Source organism: Microbispora sp. H10830 (assembly GCF_014161375.1).
GTDB classification, from domain to species: domain Bacteria; phylum Actinomycetota; class Actinomycetes; order Streptosporangiales; family Streptosporangiaceae; genus Microbispora; species Microbispora catharanthi.
This window is the reverse complement of the sequence record NZ_JABBWX010000001.1, coordinates 915,079-936,475: the sequence shown is the minus strand read 5'-3', so window position 1 is coordinate 936,475 and position 21,397 is coordinate 915,079. Positions and strand designations below refer to the sequence as shown.

Sequence of the window (21,397 nt, the reverse complement as noted above, 5' to 3'; positions counted from 1 at the left end):
AGGGTCCGCGAGGAGATCCGCATCTCGCTTCCCGAGGAGGCGCCGCGGACGAGACCTCTCACGAGCAAGGAGTAGCCGTGCTGCTGCGTATGTCGACCCTGTTCCTGCGCACCCTGCGTGAGGATCCGGCGGACGCGGAAGTGCCGAGCCACAAGCTGCTCGTCCGCGCCGGCTACATCCGCCGCGTCGCGCCGGGCATCTACTCCTGGCTGCCGCTCGGCAAGATCGTGCTGGAGAACGTCGCGCGGGTCGTGCGCGAGGAGATGGACCGGATGGGCGCGCAGGAGGTGCTGTTCCCCGCGCTGCTGCCCCGGGACTTCTACGAGCCCACGGGCCGCTGGACCGAGTACGGCGACACGCTGTTCCGGCTGAAGGACCGCAAGGGCGCCGACTATCTCCTCGGGCCGACCCACGAGGAGATGTTCACCGACATGGTGAAGGGGGAGTACTCCTCCTACAAGGACTATCCCGTCACCCTCTACCAGATCCAGACCAAATACCGCGACGAGGCCCGGCCCCGGGCGGGCATCCTGCGGGGCCGCGAGTTCGTCATGAAGGACTCCTACTCCTTCGACCTCGACGACGACGGCCTGAAGCGGTCCTACGAGATGCACCGCGAGGCGTACATCCGCATCTTCGAGCGTCTCGGCATCGACTACCGGATCTGCTTCGCGATGTCGGGAGCGATGGGCGGGTCGGCCTCCGAGGAGTTCCTCGCCCCCTGCCCGACCGGTGAGGACACCTTCGTGGCCTGCCACAACTGCGGCTACGCGGCCAACGCCGAGGCCGTCGTCACGCCCGCGCCGCCCGCCGTCACCGCCACGCAGCCGCCCATGCAGGTGCTCGACACGCCCGACACCCCGACGATCGAGTCGCTCGTCTCGTACGTCAACGAGCACCACGGCCTCGGCATCACCGCCGCCGACACGCTGAAGAACCTCGTCGTCAAGGTCCGCACGCCGGGCTCCGACGAGATCAAGACGGTGATCATCGGCGTGCCCGGCGACCGCGAGGTCGACTTCAAGCGCCTGGAGGCGGCGCTCTCGCCCGGCGTGCCGGAGATCTTCGAGGCCGAGGACTTCGCCCGCCACCCCGGCCTGGTGCGCGGCTACATCGGCCCTCAGGTGCTCAGGGACCTGGGGATCACCTACCTGGTCGACCCGCGCGTGGTGGACGGCTCGGCCTGGGTGACGGGCGCCAACGAGCCGGGCAAGCACGCCGCGCACGTGGTCGTGGGCCGCGACTTCCAGCCCGACGGCACGATCGAGGCCGCCGAGGTGCGGGCGGGCGACTCCTGCCCCCGCTGCGCGCACCCGCTGTCGATCGACCGGGGCATCGAGATCGGCCACATCTTCCAGCTCGGCCGCAAGTACGCCGACGCCGCCCAGCTCGACGCACTCGGGCCCGACGGCAAGCCCATCCGCATCACCATGGGCTCGTACGGCGTCGGCGTGTCCCGGGCGGTGGCCGTGCTCGCCGAGCAGCGCCACGACGAGCTGGGCCTGGTGTGGCCCAGGGAGGTGGCGCCCGCCGACGTGCACATCGTCGGCACCGGCAAGGAGAACCAGATCGAGGTCGCCAGCACGCTCGCCGAGACCCTCGAGGCACGGGGGCTGCGGGTGCTCGTGGACGACCGTCCCGGTGTGTCGCCCGGCGTCAAGTTCAAGGACTCCGAGCTGCTCGGCCTGCCCACCGTGCTGATCGTCGGCCGGGGCCTGGCCAACGGCGTGGTCGAGCTGCGCGACCGGGTCACCGGGACCAAGGAGGAGATCCCGCTGGACGAGGCCGTCGAGCGGGTGCTGGCCGCCTGCCGGGCCTGATCGCCGCGTACACAAGGGCGCCGCCGTCCCCCACGGGGGCGGCGGCGCCGCCTTTCGCGGGAGCCGCTCCTTCCGCAGGAGCCGCTCATGGCCGTGGGTCGTGGCCCGCGCCGCCTACTGGCCGTCCGGCGCGGACGGTTCCGGCTGGGTTTCCTGGCCGGGTGCGCCGGCGGACCCCGCCGGTTCCGAGGAGGCCGCCGACGGGGACTCGGCCCCCGGAGTGGGGACGGCGACGTCGAAGTCGGCGCCGCCTCGGTCCATACCCGGGAAGGGGCCGATCTTCGGCTGCCAGCCGTACGCCCGGGTCGCGCACTCCTGCGCGGCCAGCGCGGCGATCCGCCGCAGCGCCGGGTCGCGGTCGGCGGCGAGTTCCAGGTAGGCGGTGGTCACCCGCTGCTCCACCAGCACGGCCAGGCGCACCGCGTCGGCCGGTCCGCGCACCTCGAAGGGCAGGCGGTAGGTGGGGCCGGGCTCGGCGGGCGTGCCGCCCCGCTGGGTGATGAGCGTGCGGAGCTGGTCGCGCCGTGCCCGGTGGGCGTCGAACCCCGCTGTGGCGCGCCTGAGCAGCGCGCCGCTCGTCTTCCCGCCGATCACCCCGTACGCGTACACGGCGGCGTGCTCGGCGGACAGGGCCCGGCCGAGCGCGTCGCCGACCGGTGCCCCGGCCGGCGCTCGGGCGGGCTCGGCCGAGGTCTCAGTCACGCACCCTCCCCAGGGCGACGACGTGGACGGCCTCGCACGCGCCGATGCTCGCCAGGAGCTGGGCGAGCGCGGGGGAGGCCGTGGCCATCTGCGCCGGTCGCGCCGACGCCGCGCGCCGCTCGGCGTCCCTGAGCGCTCCGACGGAGACCGCGGACGGGCGCTCCGACGGGGACGCGGAGGGCGACGCCGGCGGCGCGGGGCTCGCGGGGAACGTTCCCGCGCCGCTCCCGGCGGGCAGGAGCGCGCGCAGGGCCTGCAGATGAGCCGCGTGACGCTGGCGGAACGGCTCCAGCGCGGCGGCCCGGGCGGGCAGGGCGGCGACCGCGCGCCCGTAGAGCGACACCAGTTGCTCCTTGCCCGTGATCAACGAGGTGAGCAGCACGGTCTGCGGATCCGGAGGGGCAGGCGCGGCAGGTTTGCGCGGGGCCGAGGAACAACCGGACGCGGCCAGACCGGCCGCGGCGGCGGAGCCCAGCAGCGCGCGTCTCGTCACCTGGGGCCCGCCGCTGTGTCTCACGACACAGCATCGTACGGCGCGCCGCCCACTGGTCATCGCCCGTGACCGTGATGATCGTGCTCGTGTCGGACCGCCGCTCGGGTGTGGCGCTGTTTCCACCTCCCGGTGTCGATAGGCTGTTGGCACATCGGGCTAGGCACACGGTCACAGCCACACGGTCATTGGGAGGTCGGCATGGGCATCGACGCTCGACGCGGCCGCCTGGTTGAGCTGCTCGGCCCGGTGGTCGCCGCCGAGGGATTCGACCTGGAGGACGTCACGGTCACACCGGCGGGTCGCCGGCGGCTGGTGCGCGTCGTGGTGGACAGGGACGGCGGCGTGAGCCTGGACGACGTGGCCGACGTGAGCCAGTCCGTCTCCAAGCGGCTGGACGAGGTGGACGTCCTCGGCGGCAGCCCGTACGTCCTCGAGGTCACCTCTCCCGGAGTCGACAGGCCGCTCACCGAGCCGCGCCACTGGCGCCGGGCGCGCGGGCGGCTGGTGAAGGCGGAGCTGCGTGACGGCACCTCCGCGGAGGGCCGTGTGACCGAGGCCGACGAGACCGGCGTGGAGCTGGACGGCGCGCGCCGCATCGCGTACGGCGAGCTGGTGCGCGGCCGGGTGCAGGTCGAGTTCAACCGGCGCGACGCCGGGCTCGACGACGAACTTGATGAGGACCTCGATGTCGACGAAGACATCGACGACGCCGACGACGAGGGCTAGGGGGAGCCTTGTGGACATTGACATGAGCGTCCTGCGCAGCCTGGAGCGGGAGAAGGACATCTCCTTCGACCTGGTCGTCAAGGCGATCGAGGACGCATTGCTGATCGCGTACTTCCGCACGGAGGGCGCGGCGCAGAAGGCGCGGGCCGAGCTGGACCGCCACACGGGCCACGTGATCATCTGGGCCGCCGAGCTGGACGAGGACGGCGAGGTCGTGCGGGAGTACGACGACACCCCGTCCAACTTCAGCCGGATCGCCGCCACCACGGCCAAGCAGGTGATCCTTCAGCAGTTGCGCGACGCCGAGGACGAGGTCAACTTCGGCGAGTTCGCCAGCCGCGAGGGCGAGCTGGTCGCGGGCGTCATCCAGCAGGGCAAGGACCCGCGGGTGGTGCTGGTCGACCTCGGCAAGATCGAGGCGATCCTGCCGCACAACGAGCAGGTCCCGGGCGAGGAGTACGCGCACGGCGAGCGCATCCGCTGCTACGTGGTGCAGGTGAAGAAGGGGCCCAAGGGGCCGTCGGTCACCCTCTCGCGCACGCATCCCAACCTCGTGAAGAAGCTCTTCGCGCTGGAGGTGCCGGAGATCGCCGACGGCACGGTGGAGATCGCGGCCATCGCCCGCGAGGCCGGCCATCGCACCAAGATCGCGGTGAGGTCGCGCAAGCCCGGCGTCAACGCGAAGGGCGCCTGCATCGGCCCGATGGGCTCGCGCGTGCGCAACGTCATGACGGAGTTGCACGGCGAGAAGATCGACATCATCGACTGGTCGGAGGATCCGGCCGAGTTCGTCGGGAATGCCCTGTCGCCCGCGCGTGTTTCCCGTGTCGAGGTGGTCGACGCCGACAGCCGCACCGCGCGGGTGATCGTGCCCGACTACCAGTTGTCCCTGGCGATCGGCAAGGAGGGCCAGAACGCCCGCCTCGCCAACCGTCTGACGGGCTGGCGGATCGACATCCGGCCGGACACCGAGCAGGCACCTGCTGATCCCGCTGATGCGTCGGCAAGGTAAGCTGGAATATGGTTGCCAGGCAGCCCCGCTGAGAACGTGTGTGGGCTGCCGGGTTCGCACGGTAAAGTCCGAGTTGCTCCGCTTGGTCGTGGTCGAGGGCGTGATCGTCCCCGACACGCGAGGACGGCTCCCGGGACGCGGTGCCTCGTTGCACCCGTCCCCGCGCTGTCTGGAGCTCGCCGAGCGTCGTCGGGCGTTCCCACGCGCGTTCCGCGCGCAGGGATCGCTTGACACGTCGCTCTTGCGGGCTCACTTGGAGGGGTTGACTCCGGGGCGGTCCGGGTGAATGGTTACCGCTGGCCCTCGGTATCGGCTCCGGGAGCCAGGGCACAACGAAATTGTCATGTAGGACGCCGAGTTGATGGGCGGAGTCAGATTGCTATGAGCGCCTGATGAGCACGCGGCGATGAGTACGTTCAGGTAGCGACGGTCCGGCGGCACTGCGAGCCTCCCGGGCCGAGTTAGGGAGTGCAGTGGCGAAGGTCCGGGTATACGAGCTCGCCAAGGAGTTCGGGGTCGAGAGCAAGGTCGTCATGGCCAAGCTCACCGAAATGGGCGAGTTCGTGAGGTCGGCGTCCTCGACGATAGAGGCGCCGGTCGTCCGCAAACTGACCGAGGCGTTCAAGGGTGACGCCTCCAAGGGCGGGGGTAGGCCCGCCCGTCCGGCGCAGCCGAAGCCTGCGCCGAGGCCGGCAGAGAGCCAGGCCAACGGGGGCGCCCCACAGGCGCCCGTTTCCCAGTCCACCGGCGCGGTGGCCAAGCCGGGCCCGAAGCCCGGTCCGCGGCCCGCTCCGCGTCCGGTTCCGATGCCTCACCCGCCGGTGTCACAGCCGGACGCGGCGCGCCCCGAGGCCGCCCGTCCGCAGACGCCTCGCCCGGAGGCCCCGCGTCCCGCGGCCGCCGGCCCGAGGTCGGGTGGCCCCGGCGCCGGTGCGCCCAAGCCGGGCCCCAGGCCGGCCCCGGCCCCGCGCCCGGGTGGCGCACCCGCCGGTCCCGGCGCGCCCACCGGTGGCGCTCCGCGCCCCGGCGGGCCCAAGCCGGGTCCGCGCGGCCCGCGTCCGGGCAACAACCCGTTCTCCTCGACCGCAAGCGGCATGGGTCAGCGCCCCGCGCGGCCCGGCGGCCGTGACGGCGGTCGTCCCGACCGCGGGGACCGTCCCGAGCGTGGCGACGGCGCCCCCCGCGAGCCGCGTCGTGACGGCGCGCGCGACGGCGCCATGCCGCGTCCGCCGGGCGCGCGTTCCGGCGCTCCGGGCGCCGGCGGCCCGCGTCCCGGACCCGCGGGTCCGCGTCCCGGGCCGGGCATGGGCGGTCCGCGTCCGGGCCCCGGCGCAGGTGGTCCGCGTCCCGGTGGTCCGCGTCCGAACCCGATGATGATGCCGCAGGGTCGTCCGGCCGCGCCGGGCGGCGGTGGCCCTCGTCCCGGCGGTGGCGGCGGTCGTCCCGGTGGTCCCGGCGGCGGTGGCCGTCCGGGCGGCGGCGGCGGTCGTCCCGGTGGGGGCTTCGGCGGTCCGCGTCCCGGTGCCACGGGTGCCGGTCGTCCCGGTGGTCCCGGCGGCGGTCCTGGCGGTGGCGGCGGCGGTTTCGCCGGCCGTCCGGGCGGTGGCGGCGGCCGTGGCCGCGGTGGCGGCACGGCGGGCGCCTTCGGGCGTCCGGGAGGCCGTCCGACCCGTGGCCGCAAGTCCAAGCGCCAGAGGCGCCAGGAGTTCGACAACATGCAGGCCCCGGCGATCGGCGGCGTGCAGGTTCCGCGTGGCGGCGGCCAGATCATCCGCCTCCCGCGTGGCGCCTCCCTGTCGGACTTCGCCGACCGGATCGGCGCCAACCCCGCCTCGCTCGTGCAGATCATGCTGCACCTCGGCGAGATGGTGACGGCGACTCAGTCGGTCAACGAGGAGACGCTGCAGCTTCTCGGCGCCGAGCTGGACTACAACGTCCAGGTCGTCAGCCCGGAGGAGGAGGACCGCGAGCTCCTCGAGTCCTTCAAGATCGAGTTCGGTGAGGACGAGGGCGACGAGGGCGACCTCGCGCCGCGCCCGCCGGTCGTGACCGTCATGGGTCACGTCGACCACGGTAAGACGAAGCTGCTCGACGCGATCCGCCACACCAACGTGGTGGCCCGCGAGGCCGGCGGCATCACCCAGCACATCGGCGCCTACCAGGTGGCGACGACGCACGAGGGCGAGCAGCGGAAGATCACCTTCATCGACACCCCGGGTCACGAGGCGTTCACCGCCATGCGTGCCCGTGGTGCGCAGGCCACCGACATCGCGGTGCTGGTGGTCGCGGCCGACGACGGTGTGAAGCCGCAGACCATCGAGGCGCTGAACCACGCCCAGGCGGCGAACGTCCCGGTCGTGGTGGCGGTCAACAAGATCGACAAGGAGGGCGCGGACCCGACCAAGGTGCGGGCCCAGCTCACCGAGTACGGCCTGGTGGCCGAGGAGTTCGGTGGCTCCACCCTGTTCGTGGACATCTCCGCCAAGCAGGGCGTCGGCATCGACAACCTGCTCGAGGCCATCCTGCTGACCGCGGACGCCGAGCTCGACCTGCGGGCCAACCCGGAGATGGACGCCCAGGGCCTCGCGATCGAGGCGCACCTCGACAAGGGCCGCGGCCCGGTGGCGACCGTGCTCGTGCAGCGCGGCACGCTGCGGGTGGGCGACTCGATCGTCTGTGGTGAGGCGTTCGGCCGCGTCCGCGCCATGCTGGACGACAACGGCGAGACGGTCGACGAGGCCGACCCGTCGCGTCCGGTCCTGGTCCTCGGTCTGACGGCCGTCCCGCGCGCCGGCGACAACTTCATCGTCGTCACCGACGACCGCATGGCCCGCCAGATCGCCCAGCAGCGGGCGGCCAGGCAGCGGATCGCCGACATGGCCAAGTCCGGCCGCCGGCGCACCCTCGAGGAGCTGTTCAAGGACCTCGAGAAGGGCCAGGTCGACGAGCTCAAGCTCATCATCAAGGGTGACGTCTCCGGTTCCGTCGAGGCCCTGGAGGACGCGCTGCTCAAGATCGACGTCGGCGAGGAGGTGCGCCTGCGGGTGCTCCACCGCGCGGTCGGCGCCATCACCGAGCACGACGTCAACCTGGCGATGGGCGACGACAACGCCGTCATCATCGGCTTCAACGTGCGTCCCGAGGTGCGGGCGCGCGACCTGGCCGAGCGCGAGGGCGTGGACATCCGGTACTACTCGGTCATCTACCAGGCGATCGAGGAGATCGAGGCGGCCCTCAAGGGCATGCTCAAGCCGGAGTTCGAGGAGGTCAGGACCGGCACCGCCGAGATCCGCGAGGTCTTCAAGGTCCCGCGGATCGGCAACGTCGCCGGTTCGATCGTCCGCTCGGGCGTGATCACCCGCAACAGCAAGGCCCGGCTCATCCGCGACGGCGTCGTGGTGGCCGACAACCTCACCGTCTCGTCGCTGCGTCGCTTCAAGGACGACGCGACCGAGGTCCGCGAGGGCTTCGAGTGCGGTATCGGTATCGGCTACAGCGACATCAAGCTCGAGGACGTCATCGAGACGTTCGAGATGCAGGAGAAGCCGCGCGTCTGACGCGCCGTCCCGCCGCCCCCGCCACGCGCGGGGGCGGCGGCCGGTCGTCCGTGACGTGGTGACAACGCATGTTCATCGGTGCTCTTACTCTTGACATCCTGCTGGGCGACGTCCGTTCGCTGAAGCAGAAGCGCTCGGTGGTCCGGCCGATCATCGCCGAGATCCAGCGGAAGTACCCCGCCGTCGCCGTCGCCGAGGCGGGCCACCTCGACCTGCACCGGCGCGCCGAGATCGGCGTCGCCGTGATATCGGCGTCCGCGGCCAACTGCGACGAGGTGCTGGACGCCTGCGAACGCCTGGTCGCCTACCACCCCGAGATCGAGTTGCTGTCCGCGCGGCGGCGGCTCTTCAACGACCACGAGGAATAGACGCCGGGGCCCGCGCGTCAGCCGTACAGATACGAGGGAGCGTGAGCATGGACGCAGCGCGTGCCAGGAAGCTGGCCGATCGCATCCAGCAGGTGGTCGCGGAGATGCTGGAGCGGCGGATCAAGGATCCGCGGCTGGGGTTCGTGACGGTGACGGACGCGAGGGTCACCCCGGACCTGAGCGACGCGACCGTCTACTACACGGTTTTCGGCTCCGAGGCGGAGCGCGCCGACACGGCCGCCGCCCTGGAGAGCGCGAAGGGCATCATCCGGTCGGAGGTCGGCCGGCAGACCGGCCTGCGGCACACCCCCGGCCTCACGTTCGTGCACGACCCGCTCCCGGACAGCGCCCGTCACATGAACGACCTGTTCGAGCTGGCGAAGGCCAAGGACGCGGAGATCGCCCGCCAGGCGGAGGGCGCGCAGTTCGCCGGGGACTCCGACCCCTACCGCTTCGAGGAGGACCTCGACGCCGAGGCGGCCGAGGAGGCGGGCGAGGACGAGCCCACCGGCCAGGCGGGGCGCCCCGCCCGGTGACCACGAACGAAAGCGCCGTCGGCGAGGCGGACTGGCGGCGCGCGACCGAACTGATCCGTGCGGCCGACACGCCGGCGCTCGCCTGCCACGTGTCTCCAGACGCGGACGCCCTCGGCTCGATGCTGGGCCTCGGGCTGGCGCTTGCGCGTACGGGCAAGAAGGTCGTCGCGTCCTTCGGTGACCGCGTGTTCGCCGTGCCCCGGCTGCTGCGGTTCGTGCCCGGGCAGCACCTGCTGGTGGAGCCCTCGGCCTATCCCGCCGAGCCCGACCTGATGATCACCTTCGACGCCTCCACGATGGAGCGGCTGGGCCTGCTCGCGCCCCACGCGGGCAAGGCCGGCGAACTCCTCGTGATCGACCATCACGTGTCGAACACCCGCTTCGGGACGGTCCACCTCGTGGATCCCGGGGCGGCCTCGACCACGATGGTCGTCGAGGAGCTCATCAACCGGCTCGGCCTCACGATCGACCGGGAGGTCGCCACCTGCCTGTACGCGGGGCTGGTGACCGACACCGGCTCCTTCCGGCACTCCATCACCAGCCCGGCCGCGCACGCCATGGCCGGCCGGTTGCTGGCCACGGGGCTGCGCCCGGAGGAGATCGCCAGGGACCTGTGGGACCGCTCGCCGTTCGCGTACCTGCGGGTGCTCGGCACGGCGCTCGGACGGGCCGCCCTGGAGCCGGACGCCGTAGGCGGCCTGGGGCTGGTGTGGACCTACGTGACCCGCGCCGACCGCGCCGCGGAGGACCTGCCGTACGACGAGGTGGAAGGCATGATCGACGTCGTGCGCCGGGTCGACGAGGCGGAGGTCGCGATCGTGCTCAAGGAGGACGACGAGGGCGGCTGGAACGTCTCGACCCGGTCGAAGGGCGCGGTGGACGTGGCCCGGGCCTGCGCCGCGCTCGGCGGCGGCGGTCACCCGCGTGCCGCCGGGTTCTCCTCGGCGCTGTCCGTGGCGGACACGATGGCCGCCCTGCGTCTCCTCCTCGCTCCGGAAGGGAGCCGGTCGTGAGCACGGCCAAAGCCAGAAGGACCCCGCCGCCGAGCGGGCTGATCATCGTGGACAAGCCCGCCGACTGGACGTCGCACGACGTCGTGGGCAAGATGCGCAGCATCGCGGGGACCCGCAAGGTCGGCCACGCGGGCACGCTCGACCCGATGGCCACCGGCGTGCTGGTGATCGGGGTGGAGAAGGCGACCCGCCTTCTCGGGCACCTCGCGCTGACCGAGAAGGTCTACGAGGCGACGATCCGCCTCGGCGTGACGACGAACACCGACGACGCCGAGGGCGAGGTGGTCGCCGCCGCTCCCGCCGGGCATGTCACCGACGAGCAGGTGCGCAAGGGCGTCGCCGCGCTCACCGGCGAGATCATGCAGGTGCCGCCGCAGGTGAGCGCCATCAAGGTCGACGGGCAGCGGGCCTACAAGCGGGCCCGCGCCGGCGAGGAGGTGGCGCTGGCCGCCCGGCCGGTCACGATCCACGCGTTCGAGGTCGGGGAGATCCGGCGGACCCCGGAGACGGTGGACCTGGACGCCGTGATCACCTGCTCCAGTGGCACCTACATCCGGGCGCTGGCCCGCGACCTCGGTGCGTCGCTCGGCGTCGGCGGCCATCTCACCCGGCTGCGCCGCACCCGGGTCGGGCCGTACGGCATCGAGGCGGCGCGCACGATCGAGGACCTCGCCCGCGAGTGCGTGATCATGCCCATGGCCGACGCGGTGGCGGCGGCCTTCCCCCGCAGGGACGTGGGCGAGGACGAGGCGCGGCTGGTCGCGCACGGCGGGAGGCTGCGCGCGGCGGGCCTCGGGGCGGGCCCGATCGGCGTCTTCGGGCCCGACGGCGCGCTGCTCGCGCTCGCCGAGGAGCGCGGCGGGACGGCCAGGCCTCTGGTGGTCTTCGCCTCCTGACGCCGGGGGCTGGTTCCCCGGCACCCCGCGGGGCATGGCAGTCTTGTCTACTGCGCTTCCGATGCGGGGCAACTCAGCCGCCTTGCCGAAGGCGAGGCAATCAGACACGAAGCGAGGTCGAGGTGCAGAGCTGGCACGGGCTGGACGAGGTCCCGCAGGACTGGGGCAGGTCCGTCGTCACGATCGGCGTGTTCGACGGTGTGCATCTCGGTCACCAGCGGATGGTGGCCCGCGCGGTGGACATGGCCCGCGATCTGGAGCTGCCCGCCGTGGCGGTCACCTTCGACCCGCACCCCGACGAGGTCGTACGGCCCGGCAGTCATCCGCCGCGGCTCACCACCACCGACCGCCGGGCCGAGTTGCTCTTCGCGCTGGGCGTGGACGCGGTGTGCGTGCTGCCGTTCACGCTGGAGTTCTCCCGGATGTCGCCGGACGAGTTCGTCCAGACGGCTCTGGTCGACCGGCTGCACGCGGCGGGGGTCGTGGTGGGGGAGAACTTCCGCTTCGGCCACAAGGCGTCGGGCGACCTGGAGACGCTGCGGACGCTGGGGGAGAAGTACGACTTCCAGGCCGAGGGCGTGCCCCTGGTCAGCGACGGCGACGCCATCTCCTCCACGGTGATCCGGGAGCGGCTGGCCGTGGGTGACGTCGCGGGCGCGGCCGTCCTGCTGGGCCGCCCGCACCGGGTCGAGGGCGTGGTGGTCCGGGGCCACCAGCGCGGCCGGGCGCTCGGCTTCCCCACCGCCAACGTGGAGTCGCCGCAGTACACCGCCATCCCCGCCGAGGGCGTCTACGCGGGATGGCTGCAGTGCACCCAGAGCCCCTCGCCGTACGAGGGGGAGCGCTGGCCGGCCGCGATCTCGATCGGGACCAACCCCACGTTCGACGGGGTGGAGCGCACGGTCGAGGCGTACGCGCTGGACCGCGACGACCTGGACCTGTACGGCGCGCACGTGGCCGTGGACTTCGGCGAGCGGCTGCGCGACACGCTCAGGTTCGACTCGATCGAGGCGCTGATCGAGCAGATGCACGACGACGTCGCCAGGGCCCGCGAGTTCGCCTCCTGAACCTGCCGCTCCTGAACCTGCTGCGTGGCGCGTCGTGACTGGATGTGTCCGACGAGCTGGTAGGGTTGTATGTCAGCCATGCTCAGGTGGTGTATGCCACCCGGCTGTCCTGTCACGGCGACTGTAGGCACGCACGGTCGTTCGCGGGATGGGAACCGTTGCGCGTGCCATTTCACCAGAACGGAGAAGCAGTGTCGCTTGACGCCGCTACCACCAAGTCCATCATCAGCGAGTACGGCACCACCGAGGGTGACACCGGGTCGCCGGAGGTCCAGATCGCGCTTCTGAGCAAGCGGATCAGCGACCTCACCGAGCACCTGAAGACGCACAAGCACGACCACCACAGCCGTCGTGGTCTGCTCCTGCTGGTGGGCCGCCGTCGCCGGCTGCTGAAGTACCTGCAGGCCAAGGACATCACCCGCTACCGCTCCCTCATTGAGCGGCTGGGCCTTCGCCGATAAGGTGAGGAAGGAGCGGCGATTCTTCGCCGCTCCTTTTCCATAACCGGCCACAATGGCCTGAGCACAACAACCGAATAGCCGAGACCAAGTGCCCCGCGTCCGCAAGCAAGCCGCAGCGCGATCCCGCGGCGTGAGAGGGCCGGTCCTCGGTAGTGGCCCCCGGTCGGCACGGCGACAGCCGTGCGGACGGACCGGGCGCTTCGATCGAAGACCGGCACTGCACCTGAACGGGGAGCCCGGCGACGCAGGACGCGGGAGACCGACCCAAGAGGAGGTCCCCCGTGGAGGGTGTCCACAGCACAGAGGCCGTTATCGACAACGGTCCCTTCGGCACGCGCACGATCAGGTTCGAGACCGGGCGGCTGGCCCGGCAGGCGGCGGGCAGCGCCGTCGCGTACCTGGACGACGAGACGATGATCCTGTCCGCGACCACCGCGTCCAAGCATCCCAAGGAGAACCTGGACTTCTTCCCGCTGACGGTCGACGTCGAGGAGCGGATGTACGCGGCCGGCCGCATTCCCGGCTCGTTCTTCCGCCGGGAGGGCAGGCCGTCCGAGGACGCGATCCTCACCTGCCGCCTCATCGACCGGCCGCTGCGCCCGTCGTTCGTGAAGGGCCTGCGCAACGAGATCCAGATCGTCGCGACGGTCATGGCCCTGCACCCCGAGCACCTGTACGACGTGATCGCGATCAACGCCGCGAGCATGTCCACGCAGCTCGCCGGGCTGCCGTTCTCCGGCCCGATCGGCGGCGTGCGTGTCGCGCTGATCGACGGCCAGTGGGTGGCGTTCCCGACGCACACCGACCTGGAGCGCGCCACGTTCGACATGGTCGTCGCCGGGCGCGTCCTGGCGGACGGCGACGTCGCGATCATGATGGTCGAGGCCGAGTCGACCCGCGACACGCTCAAGCTGGTCGCCGATGGCGCGGTCGCCCCGACCGAGGAGGCCGTGGCCCAGGGCCTGGAGGCCGCCAAGCCGTTCATCAAGGTGCTCTGCGAGGCCCAGTCGAAGCTGGCCGAGGTCGCCGCCAAGCCGACCGCCGAGTATCCGATCTTCCTCGACTACCAGGACGACGCCCTGGAGGCCGTGACCGCCGCCGTGAAGAGCGAGCTCGCCTCGGCGCTGACGATCGCGGGCAAGCAGGAGCGCGAGCTGGAGATCGAGCGGGTCAAGATGCTGGCGGCGGAGAAGCTGCTGCCCGACTTCGAGGGCCGTGAGAAGGAGATCGGCGCCGCGTTCCGGTCGCTCACCAAGAAGCTGATGCGCGAGCGCGTCATCAGCGAGGGCGTCCGCATCGACGGCCGTGGGCCGAAGGACATCCGGCAGCTCAACGCCGAGGTCCACGTGGTGCCGCGGGTGCACGGGTCGGCCCTGTTCGAGCGGGGCGAGACGCAGATCCTCGGCATCACGACGCTGAACATGCTGCGCATGGAGCAGATGATCGACACGCTCAATCCCGAGCGGACCAAGCGCTACATGCACAACTACAACTTCCCGCCGTACTCCACGGGCGAGACGGGCCGCGTCGGTTCGCCGAAGCGCCGCGAGATCGGCCACGGCGCGCTGGCCGAGCGGGCGCTGATCCCCGTGCTGCCGTCGCGCGAGGAGTTCCCGTACGCCATCCGTCAGGTGTCGGAGGCGCTCGGATCGAACGGCTCGACCTCCATGGGGTCGGTCTGCGCCTCCACGATGGCCCTGCTCGACGCGGGCGTCCCGCTCAAGGAGATGGTCGCCGGCATCGCGATGGGCCTCATCGGCGAGGGTGACACCTACGTCACGCTGACCGACATCCTCGGCGCCGAGGACGCCATGGGCGACATGGACTTCAAGGTCGCCGGCACCAAGGACGTCATCACCGCGCTGCAGCTGGACACCAAGCTGGACGGCATCCCGGCCAGCGTGCTGGCCGCCGCGCTGAAGCAGGCGAGGGGCGCCCGGCTGGCGATCCTCGACGTGATGCAGGAGGCGATCGACTCCCCGGCGGAGATGAACCCGACCGCGCCGCGCATCATCACGATCAAGGTCCCGGTAGACAAGATCGGCGAGGTCATCGGCCCGAAGGGCAAGATGATCAACCAGATCCAGGACGACACGGGCGCCGAGATCACCATCGAGGACGACGGCACGATCTACATCGGCGCCACCGACGGCCCGTCCGCCGAGGCCGCCCGTACGCTGATCAACGGCATCGCGAACCCGCACATGCCGGAGGTCGGCGAGCGTTACCTGGGCACGGTCGTCAAGATCGCCGCCTTCGGCGCGTTCGTCTCGCTGCTGCCGGGCAAGGACGGCCTGCTGCACGTCTCGCAGATCCGCAAGCTGCACGGCGGCCGCCGGATCGAGAACGTCGAGGACGTCATGAACGTCGGCGAGAAGATCCAGGTGGAGATCGCCGAGATCGACTCGCGTGGCAAGCTCTCGCTGGTCCCGGTCGAGGTGGTCGAGAAGGAGGCCGCCGAGAAGGCCGCCGGGGACGAGAACGGCGAGGACGCGCCCGCTCCGGCGGAGGCCGCCGCCGCGTCGGCGGATGAGGAGCAGCCGCGAACGCCGCGGCGCAGCCGCAGCCGCACCCGTGGCGGTCGGGACGAGCGCAACTCGTGACGACCGAGACACTGTTCCCGGGCAAGGACGGTGCGGGGGTCATCCGCCGCACCGTCCTCCCCGGCGGCCTGCGGGTCGTGACCGAGACGATGCCGACCGTGCGCAGTGTGGCGGTCGGCCTCTGGGTGGGCATCGGATCGCGCGACGAGGCCCCCGAGCACATGGGGGCCACCCACTTCCTGGAGCACCTGCTCTTCAAGGGCACGCCCACGCGCGACGCCATGGAGATCTCGGCGTCCGTCGAGGGCATCGGCGGTGAGATCAACGCGTTCACCGCCAAAGAGTACACCTGCTACTACGCCCGGGTGCTCGACGAGGACCTGCCGCTGGCGATCGACGTGCTCGCCGACGTGGTGACCTCCTCGCTGATCACCGAGGAGGACGTGGAGTCGGAGCGCGGCGTGATCCTGGAGGAGATCGCCATGCACGACGACGACCCCTCCGACGTGGTGCACGAGCAGTTCTCCGCCGAGCTGTACGGCGACACGCCGATCGGCCGCCCGATCCTCGGCAACGAGGAGTCGATCAACGCGCTCACCCGTGACCGCATCCGCGAGTACTACCAGCGGTTCTACGTCCCGCCCCGCACGGTCGTGTCCGTTGCGGGCAACATCGACCATGAGCAGGTGGTCGCACTGGTCGCGGCGGCGTACGAGCGGGCGGGGGCCCTGGGCGGCTCCGCCGCGCCCGCGTCCCCGCGCATCGGTGGCCCCGGCGTGGACGCCAGGACCGGTGTCCGGGTGCTCGACCGGCCCACCGAGCAGGCCAACCTGGTCCTCGGCATGACCGCCTTCCACCGCAACGACGACCGGCGCTTCGCCCTCGGCGTCCTGAACGCCGCGCTCGGCGGCGGCATGTCGTCGCGCCTGTTCCAGGAGATCCGGGAGAAGCGCGGCCTCGCCTACAGCGCCTACAGCTACACCTCGCAGTACGCCGACACCGGCCAGTTCGGCATCTACGTGGGCTGCCTGCCCTCGAAGGTGGACGACGTGCTGAAGATCTGCCGTGACGAGGTGGCCAGGGTCGTGGCCGAGGGGATCAGCGCCGAGGAGATCGCCCGCGGCAAGGGCCAGATGCGCGGCGGACTGGTGCTCGGTCTGGAGGACACCGGCTCGCGCATGTCCAGGATCGGCAAGAGCGAGCTCGTGTACGAGCGGCTCATGACGGTCGACGAGGTGCTCGGGCGGATCGAGGCGGTCACCCCCGAGGAGATCGCCGCGGTCGCGGAGGACATCCTCAACCGGCCGCTGACACTCGCGGTGATCGGTCCCTACACCGACAAGGACTTCGGCTCCGCCATCGCCTGACCGTGCCGTTGGAGGCCGCGCCGGTGCTCTTCCGCACCGGCGCGGCCTCGTCGTTCCTCCCCTACGGCTCCCGCCTGAGGCGGCGCCTCCCGCCGCACGGGACTCGGGCGCGTCGGTCCGCTCCTCGCCGTCCCGCCTCCCACCGTCACGTATAGCCTTGGGCGCGTGATTAAGGTCGGTGTTCTGGGCGCCCGCGGGCGCGTGGGTGTGGAAGTGTGCAAGGCCGTCGCGGCGGCCGATGACCTGGAGCTCGTGGCGGAGGTCGACAAGGGCGATCCGCTCGACGCGCTGACCGGGGCCGAGGTGGTGGTGGACTTCACCCACCCCGACATCGTCATGGGCAACCTCGAGTGGTGCGTCTCCCACGGCATCCACACGGTCGTGGGCACGACCGGTTTCGACGCCGGACGGCTGGAGACCGTGCGGGGCTGGCTGGCCGCCAACCCCGGCACGAACTCGCTCATCGCCCCCAACTTCGGCATCGCGGCCGTGCTGATGATGCACTTCGCCGCGCAGGCGGCCAAGCACTTCGAGTCGGTCGAGATCGTCGAACTGCACCACCCGCACAAGGCCGACGCCCCCTCAGGCACCGCTCGCCGTACGGCGGAACTGGTGGCGCGGGCGCGGCACGAGGCGGGTCTCGGCCCCTCTCCCGACGCGACCACCACCGCGCTCGACGGCGCCAGGGGCGCGGACGTCGACGGCGTCCACGTGCACGCCGTACGGCTCGCCGGGCTGATCGCCCACCAGGAGGTCATCCTGGGCGGCGAGGGGGAGACCCTCACGATCCGGCACGACACGATGAACCGGGCGTCGTTCACGCCGGGCGTCCTGCTGGGCGTACGCCGCGTGCAGGGGCTCGACGGCCTCACCGTGGGCCTGGAGCGCCTTCTCGACCTGTAGTGGTCGCGCCCGCCGCCCGGCCTGGACGTCGTTCCGGACAGGGCCGGGCGGCCTCTCGTCGTTCCGCGGACGACCGGCTCGGCGCCGGTCGACGGCGGCCCGGTGAGCCGGCGGTGAGGGAACGGTGAGCGGTCCTCGTCAGTGTTGAGCCATCGCCGGATCCACCGGGGACCGGCCTCAGAGAGGGAACACGACGATGGGCGAGCTGAGCGGCAAGACGGCGCTGGTGACGGGTGGATCGCGGGGGATCGGGCGCGCGGTCGCGTTGCGGCTGGCCGACGAGGGGGCTCTGGTCTGCGTCCACTACGGCGGCAACGAGGGCGCGGCCAAGGAGACCGTGGCGCGGATCCTGGACGCGGGTGGCCGGGCGTTCGCCGTACAGGCCCGGTTCGGTGAGGACGGCGCGGTGGACAGGCTGTTCGAAGGGCTGACCGCCGGGCTGGCGGAACACGGCGTGAACGGCCTGGACATCCTGGTCAACAACGCGGGCATCGCTTCCACCAGCCCTATCGCGCAGGTCACCGAGGAGGAGTTCGGCAGGCTGCTGGCGATCAATGTGAGCACCCCGTTCTTCGTGATTCAGCGGGCGCTGCCGCTGCTGAACGACGGCGGCCGGATCATCAACATGGGCTCGACGGCCAGCCGGTTCGCGGTCACCATTCAGATCGGTTACACCATCAGCAAGGCGGCGCTGGAGTCGATGGCCCCGACGCTGGCCAACGAGCTGGGCAGGCGCGGCATCACCGTGAACACGGTCGCGCCCGGCGCGGTCTGGACCGATATGACCATCGGCTACACCTCGATGCCCGAGGTGGTGGCGGGGCTGGAGGCGATGGTCGCGCTGGGGCGGCTCGGTGAGCCGGAGGACGTCGCGGACGTGGTCGGGTTCCTGGCGGGACCACGCGGCCGGTGGGTGACCGGGCAGACCGTCGACGTGTCGGGCGGGACCTACCTGGGGCCCATCGTCCCCGCGTGATCTCCACTGTGATCTTCCCTCGGGGGATATCGCGGGATAATCACGGGCATGCGGTTCGGAATCCTCGGCGAGACTCGGGTGTGGCGCGACGACGGGACCGAGGTCCCCCTGGGCGGACCGGCGCGGCGCGCGCTGCTGGCGCTGCTGCTGATCCGCCCCGGTCAGGTGGTGCCGTCCGACCGGCTGATCGAGGAGATCGATCCCGACGGCGTGCTGTCGGCGCACGCGCTGCAGTCGCAGGTGTCCCGGCTGCGCACCGCGCTGGGGCCGGCGGCCGCGATCGAGCGGAGCGGCGCGGGATACCGCGTCGTGGCCGCGGACGACGACGTGGACGCCTGCCGGTTCGAGCGGCTGGCCGGGCAGGGCCGGACGGCGTTGCGCGACGGCGAGGCGGAACGGGCGGTGACGCTGCTGCGCGAGGCGCTGGACCTGTGGCGCGGCCCCGCGCTGGCCGAGCTCACCGAGAGCGAGACGGCGCAGGCCGCCGCGATGCGGCTGGAGGAGCTGCGGCTGGCGGCCTTGGAAGACCGGATCGAGGGCGAGCTGCGGCTCGGCGAGCATCGCGCCGCCATCGCGGAGCTGCGCGAGCTGGTCGGCCGCCACCCGCTCAGGGAACGGCTGGCCGGATTGCTGATGCGCGCGCTGTCCGCCGAGGGCGGGCAGGCCGAGGCGCTGGTCGTGTTCGAGGAGACCAGGCGCCACCTGGCAGAGGAGCTGGGCGCGGATCCTTCGCCCGAGCTGGTCGCGCTACACCGCGAGTTGCTGAGCGTCGATCCTTCGCCGTCGCCGGCCGCGCCGCCCGCCCCGCTGACCTCCTTCGTCGGCCGCGACGAGGAGGTGGCCGAGGTCGCCGGCCTGCTTCGGGTGGCCCGGCTGGTGACGCTGCTCGGCCCCGGCGGCGTGGGCAAGACCCGGCTGTCGGCCGAGGTGGCCGGGGTGGCGGCCGACGAGGTGTGCTTCGTGGAGCTGGCCGCTCTGGCCACGCCGGGCGACGGGGCCGGGCCGGCGCGGGCGGTGCTCGGCGCGCTCGGCCTGCGCGAGAGCGGGCTGCAGGTGGGGGACGGCCCGCGGACGCCGGTCGACCGCCTGATCGCGGCGCTGTCCCACCGGGTGCTCCTGCTCGTGCTGGACAACTGCGAGCACGTGGTCGAGGAGGCGGCCGCGCTGGCGGCGCGGCTGCTGGCGGCCTGCCCCCGGCTGCGGGTCCTGGCCACCAGCCGTGAACCGCTGGGAGTCATCGGCGAGCACCTCTACCAGGTGCGTCCGCTCGACGGCGAGGCGGCGGTGCGGCTGTTCACCGACCGGGCCCGCGCCGTGCGACGGGGGTTCGCCGCCGACCCCCGGCGCGTACGGCGAGTCTGCGCGGCTCTGGACGACCTGCCGCTGGCCGTCGAACTCGCGGCTGCGCGGCTGCGCTCGCTGGACCTCGGCGAACTCGAGGGGCGGCTGAACGACCGGCTCGCGATCGCGTCCCGCGGCAGCCGCCCGGCCGACGGACGGCACCGGACGCTGCGTTCGGTGGTCGCGTGGAGCTGGGACATGCTGACCGAACCCGAGCGGCGAGCCGCCCGGCGGTTCACCGTCTTCGCGGGAGGCGCGACGGCGGAGTCGGCGCGGCAGGTGTGCGGAACGGACGCCGAGACGCTGGAGTCGCTCGCCGACAAGTCGCTCCTGGAGGTCTCCCGCGGCCGTTACCGGATGCTGGAGACGATCCGCGCCTACGGCACCGAGCGGCTCGACGAGGCGGGCGACCGCGAGACGGCGCTGCGCGCCCACGCCCGGCACGTCCTGGAGCTGGTGCGGACCGCCGATCCGCACCTGCGGCGGGCGGAGCAACTGGAATGGCTGCCGCTCCTCGTCGCCGAGCACGAGAACCTGCTGGCGGCGGTGCGCTGGGCGGTCGAGGCCCGGGAGATCGCGACGGCGCTGGAACTGCTCGCCGCGGCCTCGGCCTACCTGTGGATCCGGGGCGCGTCCGCCGCGGTCGCGCCGTACGCGATCGGGCTGCTCGGCGCGCTCGGTGACACGCCTCCGGACGGCCTCGGCGAGGAGTACGCGACGTGCGTGCTGCTGGGCGCGTTCGACCGCGCGACATGGCTCCGCCACCGCGCGGCGGCGGACAGGGCCCTGGCCGCCGCGTGGTCGGGCGACCGGCCGGGCCGTTACCCGGCGGCCCTGCTGCCGTGGATGATGCGGAACGTCGGCGAAAGCGACGCGCAGGCCGCGTTCACCCTCCTGTCGGCCCAGCACGACAGCCCCGAGCCGTGGGTGCGGGCGGTCGCCCGATTCGTGTCGGGCTTCGGCGCCCTGGGCGCGAGGGACGTCGCACCGGCGGAGCGTGACTTCGGCGCGGCCGCCGAGGAGTTCCGCGTTCTCGGCGACCGATGGGGCGCCGCACTGACTCTGGACATGCTCGCCGGGCTGGCGGGCGGGCGTGGCGACCACGCGCGCGCGATCGCGCTGACCGACGAGGCCCTCACCCTGACCGGCCGGCTCGGCGCCCTGGAGGACTCCGCCGACCTGCTGGTCAACCGGGGCGACTACCTCGTCGCCGCCGGCGACGCGGAGGGGGCCCGCGCCGACTACGCAAGAGCCGCCGATCTGGCCCGCGACGCGGGCAGCACCACCTGTCTGGGCGCGGCCCTGCGGGGACTCGGCGACATCGCCCTGGGGGAGGGCGCCCTGGACGAGGCGGAGCGGCGGTACGCCGAGGCTCTGGAGCGGATCGACCCACACTGGATCAGAAGCCTCGGCAACCGGGTGCGCGCGCTCGCCGGGCTCGGCCGCGTCGCCGAAGCGCGCGGCGACCACCCGACGGCCGGGACACGCTACCGGGAGGCCGCCGAGGCCGTGGCGGCCGGCGGCGTCGCGGCCCCGGACGCGCTGCGCCAGCTGGGACTTCCCGGTGCCCTTTCCGATGCCCTCGCAGAGGCGGTGAGCCGGCGGTGAGCCTCCGG

General features: G+C 72.3%; 18 protein-coding genes. 16 read left to right on the top strand and 2 right to left on the bottom strand.

Features of this window, described 5'->3' with window-relative positions:
- The first annotated feature begins 77 nt into the window (after positions 1 to 77).
- Positions 78 to 1,820 carry a proline--tRNA ligase gene (locus tag HHX35_RS04355; protein ID WP_182897653.1) on the top strand — a complete coding sequence of 581 codons (1,743 nt, stop codon included), beginning with the start codon at positions 78 to 80 and terminating at the stop codon, positions 1,818 to 1,820.
- 114 nt (positions 1,821 to 1,934) lie between these two features.
- On the opposite strand, the gene HHX35_RS04350 is transcribed toward HHX35_RS04355, so the two are convergent.
- Positions 1,935 to 2,522: a ferritin-like domain-containing protein gene (locus tag HHX35_RS04350; RefSeq protein ID WP_182897652.1), complete on the bottom strand. Its 588-nt coding sequence runs from the start codon at positions 2,520 to 2,522 to the stop codon at positions 1,935 to 1,937.
- On the bottom strand, positions 2,515 to 3,039 hold the full coding sequence (locus HHX35_RS04345) for a hypothetical protein (protein ID WP_182897651.1): 525 nt from the start codon (positions 3,037 to 3,039) through the stop codon (positions 2,515 to 2,517). The genes HHX35_RS04350 and HHX35_RS04345 overlap by 8 nt, the downstream gene beginning before the upstream one ends.
- A 174-nt stretch (positions 3,040 to 3,213) precedes the next feature.
- On the opposite strand from HHX35_RS04345, the gene rimP reads away from it, so the two are divergent.
- From rimP to HHX35_RS44480, 15 genes are all read left to right on the top strand, one after another.
- A complete protein-coding gene (gene rimP, locus HHX35_RS04340) occupies positions 3,214 to 3,741 on the top strand; it encodes a ribosome maturation factor RimP (protein WP_182897650.1) in 528 nt (175 codons plus the stop codon).
- 22 nt (positions 3,742 to 3,763) lie between these two features.
- Positions 3,764 to 4,753 (top strand): transcription termination factor NusA, encoded by a 990-nt coding sequence (gene nusA / locus HHX35_RS04335; RefSeq protein WP_220504923.1) that lies wholly within the window; start codon positions 3,764 to 3,766, stop codon positions 4,751 to 4,753.
- The gene (locus HHX35_RS04330; protein WP_182897648.1) at positions 4,737 to 5,039 is read left to right on the top strand and encodes a YlxR family protein; all 303 of its coding nucleotides are present in this window, start codon (positions 4,737 to 4,739) and stop codon (positions 5,037 to 5,039) included. The genes nusA and HHX35_RS04330 overlap by 17 nt, the downstream gene beginning before the upstream one ends.
- Positions 5,040 to 5,226: 187 nt before the next feature.
- The gene (gene infB / locus HHX35_RS04325; protein ID WP_182897647.1) at positions 5,227 to 8,310 is read left to right on the top strand and encodes a translation initiation factor IF-2; all 3,084 of its coding nucleotides are present in this window, start codon (positions 5,227 to 5,229) and stop codon (positions 8,308 to 8,310) included.
- A 68-nt stretch (positions 8,311 to 8,378) separates the two neighbouring features.
- Positions 8,379 to 8,678 (top strand): DUF503 domain-containing protein, encoded by a 300-nt coding sequence (locus tag HHX35_RS04320; RefSeq protein ID WP_139576060.1) that lies wholly within the window; start codon positions 8,379 to 8,381, stop codon positions 8,676 to 8,678.
- A 47-nt stretch (positions 8,679 to 8,725) separates the two neighbouring features.
- The gene (rbfA, locus tag HHX35_RS04315) at positions 8,726 to 9,214 is read left to right on the top strand and encodes a 30S ribosome-binding factor RbfA (protein WP_182897646.1); all 489 of its coding nucleotides are present in this window, start codon (positions 8,726 to 8,728) and stop codon (positions 9,212 to 9,214) included.
- Positions 9,211 to 10,227 carry a bifunctional oligoribonuclease/PAP phosphatase NrnA gene (locus tag HHX35_RS04310; protein ID WP_182897645.1) on the top strand — a complete coding sequence of 339 codons (1,017 nt, stop codon included), beginning with the start codon at positions 9,211 to 9,213 and terminating at the stop codon, positions 10,225 to 10,227. The genes rbfA and HHX35_RS04310 overlap by 4 nt, the downstream gene beginning before the upstream one ends.
- Complete coding sequence (gene truB / locus HHX35_RS04305; RefSeq protein WP_182897644.1) at positions 10,224 to 11,123, top strand: tRNA pseudouridine(55) synthase TruB; 900 nt, start codon at positions 10,224 to 10,226, stop codon at positions 11,121 to 11,123. Before HHX35_RS04310 ends, truB begins: the two co-directional genes overlap by 4 nt.
- Positions 11,124 to 11,245: 122 nt before the next feature.
- Positions 11,246 to 12,190, top strand: coding sequence for a bifunctional riboflavin kinase/FAD synthetase (locus tag HHX35_RS04300; protein WP_182897643.1), 945 nt, complete (start codon positions 11,246 to 11,248; stop codon positions 12,188 to 12,190).
- Between the two features lie 191 nt (positions 12,191 to 12,381).
- Positions 12,382 to 12,651, top strand: a complete 270-nt coding sequence (gene rpsO, locus HHX35_RS04295) for a 30S ribosomal protein S15 (protein WP_139576065.1) — start codon at positions 12,382 to 12,384, stop codon at positions 12,649 to 12,651.
- Positions 12,652 to 12,932: 281 nt separating this feature from the next.
- Positions 12,933 to 15,254 (top strand): polyribonucleotide nucleotidyltransferase, encoded by a 2,322-nt coding sequence (locus HHX35_RS04290; protein WP_182897642.1) that lies wholly within the window; start codon positions 12,933 to 12,935, stop codon positions 15,252 to 15,254.
- Positions 15,251 to 16,561 carry a pitrilysin family protein gene (locus tag HHX35_RS04285; RefSeq protein ID WP_182897641.1) on the top strand — a complete coding sequence of 437 codons (1,311 nt, stop codon included), beginning with the start codon at positions 15,251 to 15,253 and terminating at the stop codon, positions 16,559 to 16,561. Before HHX35_RS04290 ends, HHX35_RS04285 begins: the two co-directional genes overlap by 4 nt.
- Positions 16,562 to 16,726: 165 nt before the next feature.
- Positions 16,727 to 17,464, top strand: coding sequence for a 4-hydroxy-tetrahydrodipicolinate reductase (gene dapB, locus HHX35_RS04280; RefSeq protein ID WP_182897640.1), 738 nt, complete (start codon positions 16,727 to 16,729; stop codon positions 17,462 to 17,464).
- Between the two features lie 196 nt (positions 17,465 to 17,660).
- Positions 17,661 to 18,440 carry an SDR family NAD(P)-dependent oxidoreductase gene (locus HHX35_RS04275; RefSeq protein ID WP_182897639.1) on the top strand — a complete coding sequence of 260 codons (780 nt, stop codon included), beginning with the start codon at positions 17,661 to 17,663 and terminating at the stop codon, positions 18,438 to 18,440.
- A gap of 48 nt (positions 18,441 to 18,488) precedes the next feature.
- Positions 18,489 to 21,389, top strand: coding sequence for a BTAD domain-containing putative transcriptional regulator (locus tag HHX35_RS44480; RefSeq protein ID WP_182897638.1), 2,901 nt, complete (start codon positions 18,489 to 18,491; stop codon positions 21,387 to 21,389).
- The last annotated feature ends 8 nt before the right edge of the window (positions 21,390 to 21,397 follow it).